We start from the raw sequence: 17,237 nt of genomic DNA, 5'->3' as shown, positions 1-17,237 counted from the left end.
CATCACGAAGATGAGCTTTTAAATTTTAACTGTCACATCATTTTAAATGGATAGACTTTGTTTTTCTTCTTGAAATAACTGAATTAATGGTTGAGTTAATAGCTCGTAACGCCAACCCAAAAGATAATCAGGTAAATCTTGTTCATCCCCTTGAGAGAGAACATGTTGATGAATTGCATTTAGCCATTTTTTTCTCAGTAATACTTCTTTAGGAATAGAAGTTTCACTTATTGCATGGGCAAGTACCATATCCATTTTATTTAAAGTTTCTTTAGATGTTACTTTAAAAGGTTTGGCAATTCTTGTTGGCCATTCACTTTCATTAGGTAAATCTTTAAGTAATTCTAGAATCGTTTTCCCATATTCACGAACTACATTTGGGCGAATATCTTTAACTTGCGAGAGTTGAAAACTATTACGTGGATTCTTTTCAACCATATCAATCATGGTTGAGTTTCTAAGAATAAAACTGCGTGGCTGATTCGTCGCTTTAACAATGTAATCACGCCATTCACTTAAATTTTGCAATTGCATCAATTGACGGCGCGAATGACGATAATTACCAACATCGGTATAGAGTAACTCTTTAGGCGTTTCACTAATAATTTCTTTAGTTAAACTACTACAATCTTCAAGAACATAGTCATAAAGCCCTTTCTGCTTAAGTTGTTCTTGAATATGATGAGCTAACTTCATTATATATAGAACATCATTGGCTGCATAACAGAGTTGCTGAGGCGATAAAGGCCGAGCCAACCAATCGGATCTTGTTTGATCTTTTTCAATGTCAATATCGAGACAAAGCTTTAAAGCGCCTTGGTAACTCACTTGTAGTCCGTGACCTAAGAAAGAAAGGCCCACTTGAGTATCAAACACATTAAGCAAATCTTCTTGATCAGCGTAATGATAGATTAAATCGATGTCTTCCCCACATGCATGAAAAATGTTCTGCTGTGCGAGAAATATTTTTTTCCAAAACTGACTTAGATCTAATGAAACACCATCCAACAGATAGACATTACCATTTACATTGACTTGGCATACCCCAAGTTTAGGCCAGAGTGTGTCAACCTTAATAAATTCTGTATCAAGTCCATATATCGAACATTGATCCATTTTTTGAAGAACATCAACCAAATCGGTTTGCTGTTGGATAAACTGAAACATGCTTTCTCAAGTAAATGCAAAGAGTGCTTAGAACTCTGGTATATATAACATAGAAGTAGGAAATTACCACTTAAACCTTTATGAATACTCTATTTTTGAACAATTTTTCGAAAATAGATAATTTTTTGATCTTTTATTTATATTTTTAAAGTTAACTCCAAATATTCATTGTTTAAAATCTATATGATCTTTTTCATTCTTATGGGCTTTCATATTTTATTTAAACTTTTTTAATTAAAGACAAAATAACATTCATCTTTTATAACTAAATTAATAAATCTAATTCAATTTTATATGACATTAATGAAACAAGCATCGAAATGCTTATTTCATTCTCATACGATTATGAACTGCCTGACTTAAGGTATGGCTATCTACATACTCAAGTTCACCACCTTGCGGTACACCTTGAGCAATACGTGTCATTTGTATAGGTAAGTGCTTAGTCGCTTCTACCAAATAATGAGCGGTTGCCTGTCCCTCTACAGTCGCATTTGTTGCCAAAATCACTTCTTCAATTTTGCCTTGACTTAAACGCTGAATCAGATAAGGAATACCAATTTCTTCTGGACCAATACCATCTAAAGGTGAAAGATGCCCACCTAAAACATGATATTTACCACGGAAACTTCCGCTTTGCTCAATTGCCATTACATCTGCTGGTGATTCAACCACACACAATAGTTGATCTTCTCGCTCAGTTGAGGCGCAAATATCACAAATTTCATGTTCAGTTAAAGAATGGCAAACGCTGCACTCATGAATATAACTTGAAGCTTCATGTAAAGCATGAGCTAATGCAAACGCACCTTCTCGATTTTTCATCAAAAGATGTAATGCCATACGTTGAGCCGACTTCGGACCAACGCTAGGCAATATACGTAAAGCTTGAACGAGTTGTTCAAATCTATCGCTAAACACAGAATTTCCTTAGAACATGCCCGCTAAGCCAGGTGGCAAGCCCATACCAGAATTCGCTTTTTGCATTTTTTCTTCAGAAATAACTTCAGCTTGACGTACAGCATCATTTACCGCTGCAGCAATCAAATCTTCAATCATATCTGGTTCATCTTGAAGTAATTCAGGGTTAATTTCGATACGTTTTACAAGATAGCGCCCAGTCATGGTTACTTTAACCAAACCGCCACCAGCTTCTGCATGAACTTCAGTTTGAGCAAGCTCTTCTTTCGCCTTTTTTATATTTGTTTCCATATCTTTTTGCATGCGCTGCGCTTGCTGCATGAGCATATTGATATTCATAACTTTACTCCGTATCTCTATCAAATCTTTAAAGTATTATGCGTTATCTGGTAATACTTTATAAAAACTTAATCTCATTGAACCAACCTATGCGATTAAAATACATACAGATTAGTGCATTGAACTCAAATTAATCCGTAATTCTGACACAATAGGCTAATGTTTTCTATCAGTATCTCTAGCTCTATTTTACGTAGCGACATGAGTAACATGCTCATACTTAGGTACACTTCCTAAATATTTAGATGGCATACGTTAAAGTCTTATAAAAACTCATAGCACTATTGAGATGCCTGTAGACCTTTATCAATTGTTTTATATTCACTTAAAGGAACTTTCTTAAAGGAGGTATTTGCTTCTTGAATAGATTTATCTGCTTCTTGAACAGACTTCTCTGCATTGTTGATCAATAAAGTTGTCTCATTCATTGGGTTCTGACTCGGTTTGGTCAGCAATTTGTATCCAACTACCCCGATTACCCCCACTACAACGACAATAGCAATAGGCTTAAGCATTTTAAAACTCACATTTCTTTTAATTAAATTTACAGTCTTTATACCTTGTACTCTTAGCTCTCATTTAAACAAAAATGTAGGTTTTTTATTGTAATTCTGAAATTTGAGTAACATTTAAATATAAAAAAACCATCTCGATTAAAGAGATGGTTTCATGAAAAAATAACCCAAAAGAATTATTTCAATAAGGATAATTAGATCAGATCAAGACCACGTGAGATATCACGAATAATGTCATTAATATCTTCTAAGCCTACAGATACACGGATTAACCCCTCTTGAATACCAGCCGCAGCTTTTGCATCAACAGAAAGTTTGCCATGTGTAGTCGTTGCAGGATGGGTAATTGTTGACTTCACATCACCTAGGTTACCAGTAATCGAAATAAACTTAGTATTATCAATAACCTTCCAAGCACCTTCACGTTCGCCTTTAACAACGAAAGAAACAATCCCACCAAAACCAGTTTGCTGTTTAGCGGCAAGTTCATGGCCTTCATGAGCTGGTAAGCCAGCGTAGTAAACTTTTTCTACTTTTTCATGAGTAGATAACCATTCTGCAAGAATTTGAGCACTCTCACAGTGTGCTTTCATACGTAAGCGTAAAGTCTCTAAACCTTTTAAGAAAACCCATGCATTAAATGGACTCATTGATGGTCCAAGCGTACGGACAACACCAAAAACTTCTTCTAATAACTGATGATTACCGACAACAGCACCGCCTAATGCACGCCCTTGTCCATCTAAATATTTAGTCGCCGAGTAAATAACAAGGTCTGCCCCAAACTTTAATGGTTGCTGTAAAACAGGCGTACAGAAGCTGTTATCAACCGCAAGTAATGCACCATTCGCATGAGCAATATCTGCAAGTGCTTGAATATCTGCGATCTCAGCTAGAGGATTAGACGGCGACTCAACAAATAACAGTTTAGTTTCTGGACGTACTGCGTTTTTCCAATCGTCCAAATCACATAAATCGACAAAAGTAATATCTACACCAAACTTGGCAATATATTTTTCAAACAAGGCAACAACTGAACCAAATACTGCTCTTGAGCAAATAACATGATCACCCGCTTTGAGATATGCCATAGTAACTGACAAAATCGCGCCCATTCCAGAGCTTGTCGCAACAGCACGTTCAGCACCATCTAAAGCAGCTAAGCGTTTTTCGAACATCGATACAGTCGGATTGGTAAAACGAGAATAGATATTTCCTTGAACTTGACCAGAAAATTTTGCTGCAGCTTCTTCTGCATTTTCATATACAAAAGATGATGTCAAAAAAATCGGTTCGCCATGCTCACCTTCAAAACTACGAGTATGTCCGGTACGAATGGCTAAAGTATCAAGTTGGTATTCTAAATCATCAGACTGGTTCATTAAATGTTCGCCTTTACTGGTCATGTACTAAAAAACTATCATCATTTTGAGTGTCTAAGGTATTTAAGGTCAAGGTAAACCTGAAAATTATCGCTTAGACTTTATTTAATTTTAGTAAATAGTTGGTAAAGCAAGATGAAACGCTTAAAGTCCCTTGTCTCAGAACAAAGCCAAATCAAGCACCTTTCTGCCCGACTATTTCATTCAAAAACATTAGTACTATCTCAAAGCACCCCCTTTGAGGTGATTGGCGAATTCAATCAAACCCGTATTCGTTATTACTCAGCAACACAAAAAAAATTTAAAGAACCATTAGTATTTGTTGCCCCACTCGCAATTAATATGGCGATTTATGATTTATATCCTTATCGTTCTCTTATTAAATACTTTCAAAATGCAGGCTTTGATGTCTATTTAGTCGATTGGGGACGCTTAAAGTTTAAAGATAGACACCTTAACTTTTTATCATTTATTGAAGATTTCATTCCTAAAGTAATAGAGCTCGTTCGCGCACATTCAGGAAGTGAGCAAATCTCGCTCCATGGCTGGAGTATGGCAGGCATATTCGTGACTTTATATGCTGCTCTGAACCAACCCAACTACATTAAAAATTTAATTGTTCTTGGTAGTCCAATAGATAGTTATGCATCTGGTCATATTGGCAAGCTCTATCAAACCATAAATCATTTGATTAGCCGCAATAAGAAAATTCAGGAACGTATTTACTCTGGATTGCCAAAACGTCTGATCCACAGTCCCGGAATTTTAAATTCATTAGGTTTCAAAATTCTTGATCCTAAAGGTTGGTTAGATGGACATGTGCAATTGCTAAAGAATCTTGATGACCTGCAATTTGTACAAGAGCATGCCACCCTAAGTAACTTTTTAAATAATATGATTGACTATCCGGGTGGCATTAATCAGGACATGTTGTTTAATGTCTGGCTACAAAATCCGCTAAAACGCGGCTTTATTCAGTTAAAAGATAAGAAAATCGAATTAAAAAATATAGATTGTTCCCTCTTAGTTGGCGCGGGTCGTAGTGATCAGTTGGTCACTGCTGACGCTGCTTCACCATTAAGTCAATTGACAAGCAGTCAGGATGTCACGTTTACTCTCATCCCCGGTGGTCATTTAGGCCTAATGTCGAGTCAAGCAAGTGCTCTGGAGTTTTGGCCGAAACTGGCTGCATGGCTCGCCGAACGTTCAACACAAATTTAAGGATAAGGTCATGAGTCAATCTGTTGCATTTATTGGTTTGGGTGCAATGGGCTACCGTATGGCAGCGCATTTACCAAAACACTTCGATACTGTCTATGTATGGAATCGAAATTTTGAAAAAGCCAAACAACATGCAGCAGACTATGGCACTAAGGCTGTCTCATTAGAGCAAGCTGTACAAGCAGATATTATCTTTTCATGCTTACCGACAAGCACTGATGTAGAAGTACTTATTAATGGTGTTGAAATTAAATCTGGTGCAATCTGGATTGACTGTACCAGCGGGGTTCCTAACTCTGCCCGCGCCTTAGCCAGCTCATTAAAGCAATTGAATATTGATTTTCTGGATGCTCCAGTAAGCGGTCAAACCGTAGGAGCTGAAAATGCAACTCTGACTGTAATGGTGGGTGGTGATGCAGCAGCTTTCGAACGCGCATTACCAGCTCTACAAGCGGTAGGAAAATTAATTAAACATGTCGGTGAGTCTGGCGCTGGATTTGCAGTAAAAGCAGTTAATAATATGCTACTTGCGGTCAACCTTTGGTCTGTTGCAGAAGGTTTCAGTGCTTTAAAAGCGCATGGGGTAAGTTTGAACGAAGCTTTAGAGTGTATTAACGCTTCAAGTGGTAAAAGTCTGGTAACAGAAACTATCTTCCCACAGCGTGTATTGAGTCGCGAATTTCCAGTAACCTTTGGCCTGCCTCTTCTTGCCAAAGACACAGGAATTGCTTTGGAGTTAGTCAAGCAAGCAAAGCTTCCTGCCCCGCTTTTGTCATTAACACAAAGTTTAATCCAAGCTGCTCATTTAACTGCTGAAGACAACAGTGACTTCTCTGCGGCCGTTAAAATGTATGAAGCGTGGACAAAGATTACATTAGAGTAAATTTAATCTTTTAGATGACTGCCTATTAAACTTAATTTTAATAGGCTCCCTAAGGAATAGTATGAAACCTTAAACATGGCAAACTCATGTCATTCATTACGAAAATTTTTCTATATAAAAACATTAAGTATCTGAAAGATTATTATTTCTATACTAAGTAGGTACTTTATTAACCTTTTTATAATCGGAGGATCTAAAATAATTTACAATCATTTGTGCACTTTTTTCGGATACAACCTTAGCCTGTTCCATTTTTGCTGAATAAGGATTGGCAAGCATACAGCTAGGAAGCAAAGTATTAGCAAGTGGTGGGAACTTTTCTCTTCCTCCCAAAGTAATCTTTTCAATAAAACTAGCCAACCACATAATATATTCACCTTTATTTTTATATGTTGGCATTAAACTAATATCGAGTTTAGCTGAACATTCATTTGCTGGCTTATTTAAACATTCTTCAAAATCAATAAAGTTATATTTTAATTTATATGAAGTATCTTTTATCTCTTGTCGAATCATACTAACTAAGCGATTCAAGTGCTCAATAATATCCTCTGAGAAAAGCTTTTCTTCTTCAGATTTTTTATAAACTCTTTCAGCAATGAGTAAAAACTGTGGAATTCTCTATTTCCTTTTAATCTTGTCTCCGATGAATAACCAGATCCTTTAAGGAAGTATGATGAATATAACATTGCTATATGTAAGTTAGTTGGATTAAAAAGTAACCACAACAGTAAAAGTGAAAGTTGTGTGCAAAATGCATCACACTAATTAAACATATAGCTAATTACCACTCACAAGAGTGGGGTTGAATTAATATATTTCGAAATAACTTAAATAAAAAAAACCCATCTCAATTTTAGAAATGGGCTACAAAAACAAAAAACTATCAAACGCAGCAATTTAAGGACTATATAATAGAAGTTAAAACATGCAAAATCAATACATCTTTCAATTGAAGTGTAAAATAAGATTACTTTTGGTCTATTAATATTTTACAGCTTAAAAGAAAAAGCCCATTTCCGTCTAAATTAAAATGGGCCCAGTGAATTCCACTTAATCCTAAAAACACAAACTGTGATAATTATCACGTTTTGTGTTTTTGATAATGTCATTGCTAATCCCCTTTTTCATTGACCTAATTTCAAACTTTATTTGTCTATTTGGCAAATGGAATAGGCTATAAGATCTCATCTTTTGCTAAAATTTTTTATATCTGATCACCTTAATCATAGGCATATTTTTATATCGCCAATAAAAGATAAAAGTGAATTAAAAAGAATCAAATTCTAAAAAAATATATATAATTTCTCTTAAGTTTATGTTTTTATTTGATTTTTATAAATTATTGATATCTAAAGTTTTTATTCGTTTTATGAACAAATTATCACCCAAAATGACATTTGAGTAATTAATAATCATTGAAATATTGGTAATAAACCTTATATTGAGTACAGGTTCATACCTTTAACTGAGGAAACGCTCATGAATAAATTTATGGTTGCAGTCTTTACTGGCATGGTGAGCATGGCTGGTTTAAGCGTTCAAGCTGCAACGCCTGAGCAAGAATGTCAGAAATTGCAAGACGACTATAATTTGATTTATGCATCAAAAGGCTTTTGTTTTAAAGATCCTGATGCTAAAGAAAAATATGGTAATGAAAACTGTCATACGACAAAACCAAAGTTTTCTGACAAAGAGCAACAACGTCTTGATGCTATTAAAGAGCGTCAGAAAGAATTGAAATGTAAATAATTTTAAAGGACTAATACATGGCATATGATGATCAAAATATCTTCGCCAAAATTTTACGCAATGAACTTCCAGCGATAAAAATCTATGAAGATGATCAAGTTCTAGCTTTTATGGATATTATGCCTCAAGCCGATGGTCATACATTAGTTATTCCAAAAACACCTGCTGTAACGCTACTTGATTTACCCCCAGAAGCAGCCACATATACCATCCAAATTGTTCAGAAAATTGCGAAAGCAATGGAAAAAGCCCTTAATTTAGAAGGTATTGTCTTAATGCAACTTTCTGGAGCAGCGGCAGGACAAACTGTTCCACATGTTCATTTTCACCTTATTCCTACAAATGTTCATCAACTTGGACGACATGCTGTAGAGTTAGGCGATCAAGAAAAAATTAAAGCTTTAGCTGAGAAAATTAAAGCAGCTCTTTGATTTTTAATATATTAAAGCGGAGTTTTGACTCCGCTTTTTTTCGTCTAAAAACTATAAAAACCTAAAATAATTAATTTATTTCTAAATTTTAATCGTCATAAAACTGTCATTTATTTTTCACGCCCCTGTCACAAAGTTTGCCGATACTGCTTAGCAAGTTGGTGAGCTTTTGTAACTTTTTGTACATAAGTCAACTACAAAATAAATAGTTAACTAGGCATACGCCATTTTTAAATACCTTTTGGAGAAATCTCAATGAAGAAATTGCTACTCGCTGCCGCAGTTGCAACTTTGAGCATAAACGCGGTGCAAGCAGCGCCAACTTTGTATGGCAAACTAAATGTTTCTATTAACCAAGTTGATAATAAAAATTTCGATGGTAAAAGTGATGTTACCGAAGTTAACTCAAACTCTTCTCGCATTGGGGTAAAAGGTGAAGAGAAATTAACTGATAAGTTATCTGCTGTTTATTTAGCTGAATGGGCAATTTCTACTGATGGTTCAGGTTCTGATAGTGACCTTAGCGCTCGTAACCGTTTCATCGGTTTAAAAACTGAAGGTGTTGGTACTTTAAAAGTAGGTAAATACGACTCTTACTTTAAAACTGCTGCTGGTGGTAACCAAGACATCTTTAATGACGATACACGTTTAGATATTACCAATATCATGTACGGTGAAAACCGCTTAGATAACGTAGTTGGTTTTGAATTAGACCCTAAATTATTAGCTGGTTTAACTTTCAACATCATGGCTCAAACTGGTGAAAGCACCTCTGACAGCAAACAAGGTGAAACTGGTAAAGACAGTAAGAATGACAGCTTTGACTCTGTGTCTACTGCGCTTGGTTATGAAAATAAAGACCTTGGTTTAGCAGTAGCTGCCGCTGGTGACTTTGGTATTAAAGGTAAATATGCTGCTTACGGTCTGAAAGATGTTTATACAGATGCTTACCGTGTAACTGGTTCTTATGACATCGCAAAATCAGGTTTTGTGGTAGGTGCTTTATGGCAACACGCTGAACCTACTGATGAATTGACTGCATATGGTCAATCATATAAATCAGATGGTTCAATCGATAAAGCTGGTAAAGCTTACCGCGGTTTAGAGGAACAAGCATATGCAGTAACAGCTGCTTATAAAATTCCTAACACTAAACTTAAAGTGAAAGCAGAATATGCTTCAGCTGAAACCCAAGTAAGTGGTCAATCAGATCGTAAAATCGATTTGTACGGTTTAGGTCTTGATTACCAAATCAACAAGCAAGCTCGCTTCTACGGCATCGTTGCTCAACAAAAACGCGACTGGTTGAATGATGACGACAAGCAAACTGTTGTAGGTACAGGTATCGAATATAACTTCTAATTAGTTATCTTTGATTCATATCTAAAATAAAAGGGCTAATGCCCTTTTATTTTATTGTTCAGATTAAAAAAGCCGATATTTTTTATCGGCTTTTTTTACTTTGTAGCTTATTTTAAGAAACCACTTACAAGATTCATAACGTTTTGAATATCTTGGTTTGCTTCTTGATGATCGGTACTTTCACCCTGAGGTGTTAATGAGTCAATGACTTGAGGTAGGACTGAAGCAATTGCACCGTAAACTTGCTCTTTTGGAGCTTGAGCTTGCGCAGCAACTTGCTCAATGTCAGCTGGATTAAATAAACTTTGCAATTGTTGAGTAGGAACTTCGCTATTACTTTGATTTGGATCAACCCAGCTTTGAACTTGATTACCTAAACCCGCACCTTTTAACTTTTCTAATGCAGCCTGCAAACCACCCTGTTGTTGAACCCAACCTAAAATTAAAGGTACAACTGCAATTAATAAACTTTGTACGCCACCACCTGCTTGAGGTGCGTTATTATTATTTCCAGTCACTTGACCTAATACAGAACCTAGTACTCCTCCAAGACCACCTTGTGCGCCAGAAGAAGTATTGCCCCCCATTTGTCCGAGTACTGAACCTAAAATTCCACCTAAACCACCTTGACCTGATGCTTGCTGGTTCCCACCTAAAGCCTGCTGAGCCAAAACTTCTACAATGTTGCTTAAATTTGTCATGTGTAACTCTTATGTATGGTTTATACACGAGCATACGCGGATTCTTGTGAAGACAGCAAAAGCCAAATTGTTAAATTTTGAAAGAGATTTAGTGCTCTTTTACCAGCGGAATTTATTCCAGTTCTCTGGGTTTGCCCAGAATTTTGAGTTAAACCAATCTGGAACATGCTTATAGGTCAAGATGTTAAATTGCCATAAAGCAAAATCACTATCATGTGAAGTTTTATCAATGAGTTGCGTAAAACCTAAAGAACGTAATAACTGTTCATCACTGCGTTTACTTACTACAACAATTCGTTTTGCTAATAAATCTCTTAGCTTCACTAACAATTGTGACTTTTGTACTTCAGTTATGTTCTGCATTTCATCTGTATCAAACAATACAAAACCCAAATCATAACGCTGAGTAAAAGGCAGACTTAAAAGCTCAGTTACGGTAAAATAGTGCCATTGAATTGCGTTATTCTGGTCAATTTTCTGGCCAATACAAAGTGCAGTATGAATGGGCTGTTCGTTTGATAAATCGTCTAGCATAGAAGTGATGACATTTTGTTCAGCCATAACTGCAACCCTTAATTGAAAGATGTGAGTTTAAACTTTATGGAACTACAAGGCATTTGCCATAAAATGCATGCAGGCCTAAAAGATGCTAGTGTAACTGATCAACAGACAACCAAGGCAAATGTTGAATACAAATTTGTATTAGACCGTTCAGAAATTGATCTTCCTTTTAATTTAGGACAAGAACTAGAAATCGAATGGACAGGTAATATTTATTGCACTTCTTGTGGCACTAAAACACCAAAATCTTATTCTCAAGGCCACTGCTTTAAATGCTTTAAAACTAAAGCAGAATGTGACCTATGCATTATGAAACCTGAAACATGCCACTATCATTTAGGTACATGTCGTGAAGATGACTTTGCCCACAATGTTTGTTTCCAACCTCATATTGTGTATTTGGCAAATTCGAGTGCTTTAAAAGTGGGTATTACTCGTGTTAGCCATATGCCAGGCCGTTGGTTAGATCAAGGTGCAACTCAAGCCTTACCTATTTTAAAAGTTGGATCCCGCCGTTTATCTGGTCAACTTGAAACTATGTTTGGTTCTTTGGTTGCTGACAAAACTGATTGGCGTAAACTTCTTAAGGGTGAAGCTGAACCTCTGAAACTGACAGAACAACGTGATCAGTTAATCGAAGAGTTTGCACCAAAAATTCAATCTATTCGTGAGGAATTCAGTCAAAATCTTGAATTTAACGAAACGGTTGAACTACTAGAAAATGAATTGCCACGTGAGTTTGTTTATCCAGTTGAACAATATCCTGAAAAAATTAAGTCTCTAAACTTAGATAAAACACCAAAAATTCGTGGTGTATTACAAGGTATTAAAGGGCAATATTTAATCTTTGATATTGGTGTTATTAATATCCGTAAATATACGGGTTACGAGCTGATTGTACGTGCCTAAGTAAGTTTTAAAGCCCCTAAAATGGGGCTTTTTTAATTAAGATAATCTGTTTCTAAATAGCCAAGCTGCCAAAGGCAAAGTTATTAGTCCAAGTATGATCATTGGAATAAAGTTGAATTTAACTTGTGCAAAACTTGCACCCTCTAAATAAACTCGTTGTACCAAGTTAATTCCAAACCTCAATGGATTTGCGTACGTTGCTATTTGTAATGCTTCCGGCATGTTTTCTACGGGTGTAAGTAAACCTGAAAGCAACATTAAAGGCATAATCAATAAAAAAGTAAAAAGCATGGCTTGTTGCATATTTAAAGATAATGCCGAAATTGATAAGCCCACACCGACTACAGCCATGTTAAAACTCAATAAACCAAAATAAAGCAGCCCAATAGAGCCATTCATAGGAATTTTAAACCAGAACAAAATAATCAATAAAATAATAGTTGACTGCATCAGCCCTACAAAAATTGGCGGTAAGGCCTTACCAATCATGATTTGTAATGGCGTATACGGTGTCACTAATAACTGATCAAATGTGCCCTGTTCACGTTCACGCGCGACTGATAAAGCGGATAAAAGTAATGTTTGCATCATACTTAATGCTGCAATTAATGAAGGCATTAGGCTCCATCGAGACTCTTGATTTGGGTTGTACCATGTTCTTGTTTCAAGGCTAATGGGCAAAGCTGAGTTAAATTTTTGCTGATTAAACTGACCAACAATTTTATTTAGATATGAACCAGCTACAACAGCAGTTGATGAGTTCCTGCCATCAACAATCACTTGTATAGATGAACTTTGGTTATTATTTAATTTGTCTTCAAAGTTAGACGGTATCGTAATTACAACCAGTGCCTGACGATTATCAATAACTTGTTTGATTTGATCGGTATATTCAAGTGTTGCAACACGCTTAAAAATACCAGAGCCATCTAGTTTTGAGATGAGTTCATGTGAAACCTGCCCATTGCTCTGATCTAAAATTGCATAATCGACATGGTTAACATCATAAGTAGCAGCATAACCAAACAAAAGTGCCTGCATGAGGGCTGGTACAAATAGAATGACTCTATTTGCAGGGTCACTAAAAATGGTTAAGAATTCTTTTTTGACCAAAAAACTTAAATGTTTTAGCCAAGCGATTAGTTGCTGCCACATATCTTTATCTCAACCGTTTTTTCAGTGACAAGTTCACAGCACATATCAAAACAACGATATATCCCACCAGAAAACCGCATTCTTTAAACCATAACTTCCAATCATCACCTCCCATAAATAAGGTTTTAATTAAAATCATAAAATGTGTAGCCGGTAGTAACTGACTAATAATTTGCACAACCAAAGGCAAGTTGCGTGTATCAAAAACAAACCCAGAAAGCATCAGCGCGGGCATAAAACTTGCCAATAAGGCAATTTGACTCGCCTGAAACTGACTTTGAGCAAAGCCTGATATAGCTAAACCAAGTAATAACGAGACAATTAAATATAAAAATGAAGTCGATAAAATTGAGAATAATGAACCACGCATAGGTACTTCAAAAATAAAATACGCAGCAACAAGGCAGATCACGATATCAATCATGCCGACCACCACATAGGGAATGAGTTTTGCTAATACAATTTCAAATGGCCGTACAGGTGTAACAAATAAAGCTTCTAGAGTTCCCCGTTCTCTTTCACGGGCAATAAGCAGTCCCGTTAAAAATGCGCCAATTAAAGTTAAAATAAGTACCATTAAGCCAGGGACTAAAAACCAAGTACTGTTTCCAGATTCGTTAAACCATATTCGTTGTTCAATATTAACGGCGCTTGACGTTGCTAATATTTGCCCACGGTCAACTTGTATAGACGGCGCGGTAGCTAAAGCACCTGCGACATATCCCTCTAAAGCTGTTGCTATGGTAGTGGATGTCCCATTTAATAATAGTTGAACCTTGGCATTACCTTGCTGTGCCTGACTAGCAAAATCTGAAGGAAAATGCAAAATGGCATCAATTTCACCATCTCGAATGGCCTGCTCTGCTTCAGGCAAATTATGAAACTCTTGACTTGTTAAATATCGTGAGCCATTTAAACCAGCTAAAGCCTGATTGATCTGTAGTGAAGACTGATCGACAACAACACCGACTCGGGCCTGATTTAAGTCAAAAGAAAGTCCATAACCAAACAGTAGAATTAAAATAACAGGCAAAACGAGTCCAATCCCGAGGCTGCTTTTATCACGAATGAGCTGCTTAGTTTCTTTACGAACTAATGCTGTCAGCCGATTCCAAAATCCAAAGCTCATTGTAGACCTCCTAACCAGCGTGCCTTAACGCGCGTGCTTGTTCCACAATTGCTATAAAAGCCTCATTCATGTCACCAATATGTTTATCTTTACTTGCCAATTTACGGACTTGTTGGGGAGACCCTAAGGCCAATAACTTTCCAGCATCTTGTATGGCAATGCGGTCACAATATTCTGCCTCCTCCATAAAATGCGTCGTAATAATGATGGTAATACCCTGATTTGCCAGTTCACCAATGCTGTACCAAAATGATCGCCGTGCAAGCGGGTCAATTCCGCTCGTGGGTTCGTCTAAAAATAAAATTTCTGGTTCATGTAATAGTGCAGCAGCCATAGATAGCCGTTGTTTATATCCACCTGGTAAATCACCACTTTTACTATGAGGTTTTAAATCATATTGCTGTAAGGCTTTATCAATTTGTTGATTTAGTTTTTTGCCAGATAACCCATATGCTCCACCAAAAAACTTTAAGTTTTCTAAGACAGTTAAATTGCTATACAGTGCAAATTTTTGCGAGACATAGCCTACTTTTGCTCTTGCCTCAGCACGAGCTGTCCGTAAGTTTTTCCCAGCAACTTCCAAATACCCGCTACTTGCTGGTAGCAATCCACACAACATTCGAAAAGTCGTAGTTTTACCCGCGCCATTCGGCCCAAGTAATCCAAATATTTCGCCACGTTGAACATCAAATGATGTATTGGCAACGGCAGTAAAATCTCCAAAAGTTCGGACTAAATCCTTAACTACAATGATAGGTTGCTCTGACTTGGAATTATTGTTTTGTTCTAATTGAAAAGCTTGTTCAGAAATAGAGATTTGCTTTGATTGCTTTTGAGCCTGCTGCAACAGCATCATAAATGCATCTTCAAGTTCAGGTGGTCGCGTATTTGCTTTTAGCCCTTCAGGTAAAGTATCGGCTAATAGCTCTTTTTGACGACTAATAAAGTTCACTTGTTCACCCTTTGGAACAGCATCAATAATCTCTAAATGGTTATCAAGTAATTGGGCTTGTAAGGTCCGAGCCTTAATCTGCTCTGAAGGTTTTATATTCCATGTTTGTCCAAGTGCTATTTCTTTTAATTGTTTAGGTGAACCTTGTTTTAAAATTTTGCCTTCGTGCATGATATACACGTGAGCGCATTTTTCTGCTTCATCCATATAAGCAGTACTTATAATTACGCTTAAGTTTTCTTCCTGAACAAGTTGTTCAATAATGATCCATAAATCACGTCTCGATAGAGGATCCACCCCAACACTAGGCTCATCAAGTAACAGTAATTCTGGGGACCGAACTAACGTACATGCCAATCCTAGTTTTTGTTTCATGCCACCAGAAAGTTGCCCAGCTAGGCGTTGAGTAAACTGAGTAAGATCCGTTATTTCCAATAACCGCTTAAACCTTTGCCCCCGTACATCCTTTGAAACGCCGTGTAAGTCAGCATATAAATCTAAATTTTCCTGTACGCTTAAATCTTCATATAGTCCAAAGCGTTGTGGCATATAGCTAATACGGTCTTGTACAGCCTGCGGATTTTTACTCACATCAATTCCCAGTACATTTAATGAACCAGAAGTTGCTTTATATAGTCCTGCAATTAATCTTAATAAGGTTGTTTTTCCCGAACCATCTGGACCAACTAAAGCTGTAAGCTCTCCTTTGTTAATTTGCATATTCAAATCAACAATTGCACTAATATCTTCTGCCTTATTATTCTCAGCCTTAAAAGTCATGAATAAATTTTTAACTTGAACCACTACTTTTTCATCAGTCATGAGCTTTCTCACCTGAAGCAAGTGGTACTTTTACAGTCACAGGTTGGCCCATTTTTAATTGATCATTCGGATCATTTACATACACCCTAACCTCATAAACCAATGTTGTTCTAATCTCTTCGGTCTGTACTGTTTTAGGGGTGAACTCAGCCACTGAAGATATATAGCCAATTTTTCCATTAATGGGCTGATTAGGATCAGAATCACGAATAACTTGGGCCGTACCGCCCATCTTGATAGAACTTAAATCTTGTTCATTTACATACACACGAATCCATTTGGGATCGGTCAAAGCCAATGTATAAACTGTCTTTTGCGCAGTTGTCATATCTCCAACTTCTTGTAACCGAGCTCGTATCACTGCATTTACAGGAGACTTTAGTTCAGCTTGAGTAAGGTTATAGTTAATTAGATCTAAATTAGCCTTAGTTACTTCATACTGTGCTTTGGTTGCTTCCCGATCCTCTTGTCTAGCCCCTTTAATGATCAATTCTAAATTAGCTTGTCTTTCACGGACCGCTGCCTCAGCACTATCTTTATTACTTTTGGCATAGTCTAGCTCTTGTTGGCTAATTGCCCGACCATCAGTACTACTTACCAAAATTTGTAAGCGTTGCAGGTTTTTATTGGTTTTATCAAGCTCTGCTTGGGCAGAAGCAAGTTGTGCTTTTGCTTGACTAATTTCCTCTGGGCGAGCTCCCACTTCTTGTTTAACAATTGCCTCTTGTTGAGCTTTAAGTTGTGCTTGAGCTTGCTTTGCCTGAATGTGTAGTGCATTGGTATTAAGAGCCGCTAGTACTTGCCCTGCTTTAACTTTATCACCCTCTTGTACTAACAGTTTCTCTATACGACCAGACTGTTCAAATGCAAGTGAAACTTGCCGAATATCAACATTTCCATATAAAGTTAATACATTATCTTTTTGATTCTTATTATTATATTTCCATACCCAAAAGCTGATAATAACTACAGCTATAACAACCAAGACGAGGGCAATCACTTTTTTATTCATCTTATTAGCCTTCTTATTAAATT

General features: G+C 36.6%; 18 protein-coding genes. 6 read left to right on the top strand and 12 right to left on the bottom strand.

Features of this window, described 5'->3' with window-relative positions; genetic code table 11:
* Positions 1-42: 42 nt before the first annotated feature.
* From I7H67_RS12255 to I7H67_RS12235, 5 genes are all read right to left on the bottom strand, one after another.
* Complete coding sequence (locus I7H67_RS12255) at positions 43-1,167, bottom strand: ribonuclease D (RefSeq protein WP_198307964.1); 1,125 nt, start codon at positions 1,165-1,167, stop codon at positions 43-45.
* Positions 1,168-1,491: 324 nt separating this feature from the next.
* The gene (gene recR / locus I7H67_RS12250; RefSeq protein ID WP_004792557.1) at positions 1,492-2,088 is read right to left on the bottom strand and encodes a recombination mediator RecR; all 597 of its coding nucleotides are present in this window, start codon (positions 2,086-2,088) and stop codon (positions 1,492-1,494) included.
* Between the two features lie 9 nt (positions 2,089-2,097).
* Positions 2,098-2,427 carry a YbaB/EbfC family nucleoid-associated protein gene (locus tag I7H67_RS12245; protein ID WP_005304937.1) on the bottom strand — a complete coding sequence of 110 codons (330 nt, stop codon included), beginning with the start codon at positions 2,425-2,427 and terminating at the stop codon, positions 2,098-2,100.
* Positions 2,428-2,708: 281 nt separating this feature from the next.
* On the bottom strand, positions 2,709-2,942 hold the full coding sequence (locus tag I7H67_RS12240; protein ID WP_151823210.1) for a hypothetical protein: 234 nt from the start codon (positions 2,940-2,942) through the stop codon (positions 2,709-2,711).
* 194 nt (positions 2,943-3,136) lie between these two features.
* Positions 3,137-4,324: an O-succinylhomoserine sulfhydrylase gene (locus I7H67_RS12235; protein ID WP_198307963.1), complete on the bottom strand. Its 1,188-nt coding sequence runs from the start codon at positions 4,322-4,324 to the stop codon at positions 3,137-3,139.
* A gap of 135 nt (positions 4,325-4,459) precedes the next feature.
* Here I7H67_RS12235 and I7H67_RS12230 point away from each other — a divergent pair, with 135 nt between their 5' ends.
* Both I7H67_RS12230 and I7H67_RS12225 read left to right on the top strand, forming a co-directional pair.
* Positions 4,460-5,545, top strand: coding sequence for an alpha/beta fold hydrolase (locus tag I7H67_RS12230; RefSeq protein ID WP_198307962.1), 1,086 nt, complete (start codon positions 4,460-4,462; stop codon positions 5,543-5,545).
* Positions 5,546-5,555: 10 nt separating this feature from the next.
* On the top strand, positions 5,556-6,428 hold the full coding sequence (locus I7H67_RS12225; RefSeq protein WP_198307961.1) for an NAD(P)-dependent oxidoreductase: 873 nt from the start codon (positions 5,556-5,558) through the stop codon (positions 6,426-6,428).
* A gap of 153 nt (positions 6,429-6,581) precedes the next feature.
* Here I7H67_RS12225 and I7H67_RS12220 read toward each other — a convergent pair whose 3' ends face one another.
* Complete coding sequence (locus tag I7H67_RS12220; RefSeq protein ID WP_198307968.1) at positions 6,582-7,046, bottom strand: hypothetical protein; 465 nt, start codon at positions 7,044-7,046, stop codon at positions 6,582-6,584.
* Positions 7,047-7,910: 864 nt separating this feature from the next.
* Between I7H67_RS12220 and I7H67_RS12215 the strand changes: the two genes are divergently transcribed.
* The 3 genes from I7H67_RS12215 (at position 7,911) to I7H67_RS12205 (ending at position 9,973) form a co-directional block, all read left to right on the top strand.
* Positions 7,911-8,180, top strand: a complete 270-nt coding sequence (locus I7H67_RS12215) for a YARHG domain-containing protein (protein WP_005304919.1) — start codon at positions 7,911-7,913, stop codon at positions 8,178-8,180.
* 17 nt (positions 8,181-8,197) lie between these two features.
* Positions 8,198-8,611 (top strand): HIT family protein, encoded by a 414-nt coding sequence (locus I7H67_RS12210; RefSeq protein WP_198307960.1) that lies wholly within the window; start codon positions 8,198-8,200, stop codon positions 8,609-8,611.
* Positions 8,612-8,866: 255 nt separating this feature from the next.
* On the top strand, positions 8,867-9,973 hold the full coding sequence (locus I7H67_RS12205) for a porin (RefSeq protein WP_151767280.1): 1,107 nt from the start codon (positions 8,867-8,869) through the stop codon (positions 9,971-9,973).
* Between the two features lie 107 nt (positions 9,974-10,080).
* Here I7H67_RS12205 and I7H67_RS12200 read toward each other — a convergent pair whose 3' ends face one another.
* A complete protein-coding gene (locus tag I7H67_RS12200; RefSeq protein ID WP_151822528.1) occupies positions 10,081-10,674 on the bottom strand; it encodes a YidB family protein in 594 nt (197 codons plus the stop codon).
* A 99-nt stretch (positions 10,675-10,773) separates the two neighbouring features.
* Complete coding sequence (locus I7H67_RS12195) at positions 10,774-11,235, bottom strand: DUF6231 family protein (RefSeq protein ID WP_016138231.1); 462 nt, start codon at positions 11,233-11,235, stop codon at positions 10,774-10,776.
* Between the two features lie 39 nt (positions 11,236-11,274).
* Between I7H67_RS12195 and I7H67_RS12190 the strand changes: the two genes are divergently transcribed.
* On the top strand, positions 11,275-12,144 hold the full coding sequence (locus I7H67_RS12190; RefSeq protein ID WP_198307959.1) for a DUF2797 domain-containing protein: 870 nt from the start codon (positions 11,275-11,277) through the stop codon (positions 12,142-12,144).
* 36 nt (positions 12,145-12,180) lie between these two features.
* On the opposite strand, the gene I7H67_RS12185 is transcribed toward I7H67_RS12190, so the two are convergent.
* From I7H67_RS12185 to I7H67_RS12170, 4 genes are read right to left on the bottom strand one after another with little or no spacing between them, the layout of a single operon-like run.
* Positions 12,181-13,299 carry an ABC transporter permease gene (locus I7H67_RS12185; RefSeq protein WP_198307958.1) on the bottom strand — a complete coding sequence of 373 codons (1,119 nt, stop codon included), beginning with the start codon at positions 13,297-13,299 and terminating at the stop codon, positions 12,181-12,183.
* 4 nt (positions 13,300-13,303) lie between these two features.
* On the bottom strand, positions 13,304-14,428 hold the full coding sequence (locus tag I7H67_RS12180) for an ABC transporter permease (protein WP_198307957.1): 1,125 nt from the start codon (positions 14,426-14,428) through the stop codon (positions 13,304-13,306).
* Positions 14,429-14,438: 10 nt separating this feature from the next.
* On the bottom strand, positions 14,439-16,202 hold the full coding sequence (locus I7H67_RS12175; RefSeq protein WP_198307956.1) for an ATP-binding cassette domain-containing protein: 1,764 nt from the start codon (positions 16,200-16,202) through the stop codon (positions 14,439-14,441).
* Positions 16,195-17,214 carry an HlyD family efflux transporter periplasmic adaptor subunit gene (locus I7H67_RS12170; protein WP_198307955.1) on the bottom strand — a complete coding sequence of 340 codons (1,020 nt, stop codon included), beginning with the start codon at positions 17,212-17,214 and terminating at the stop codon, positions 16,195-16,197. Before I7H67_RS12170 ends, I7H67_RS12175 begins: the two co-directional genes overlap by 8 nt.
* Positions 17,215-17,237: the final 23 nt, after the last annotated feature.

The sequence above is a fragment of the Acinetobacter sp. ACIN00229 genome, assembly GCF_016106645.1.
Lineage (GTDB): Bacteria > Pseudomonadota > Gammaproteobacteria > Pseudomonadales > Moraxellaceae > Acinetobacter > Acinetobacter oleivorans.
The sequence above is the reverse complement of the archived record's forward strand: the minus strand, read 5'-3'. Positions and strand labels throughout refer to the sequence as shown.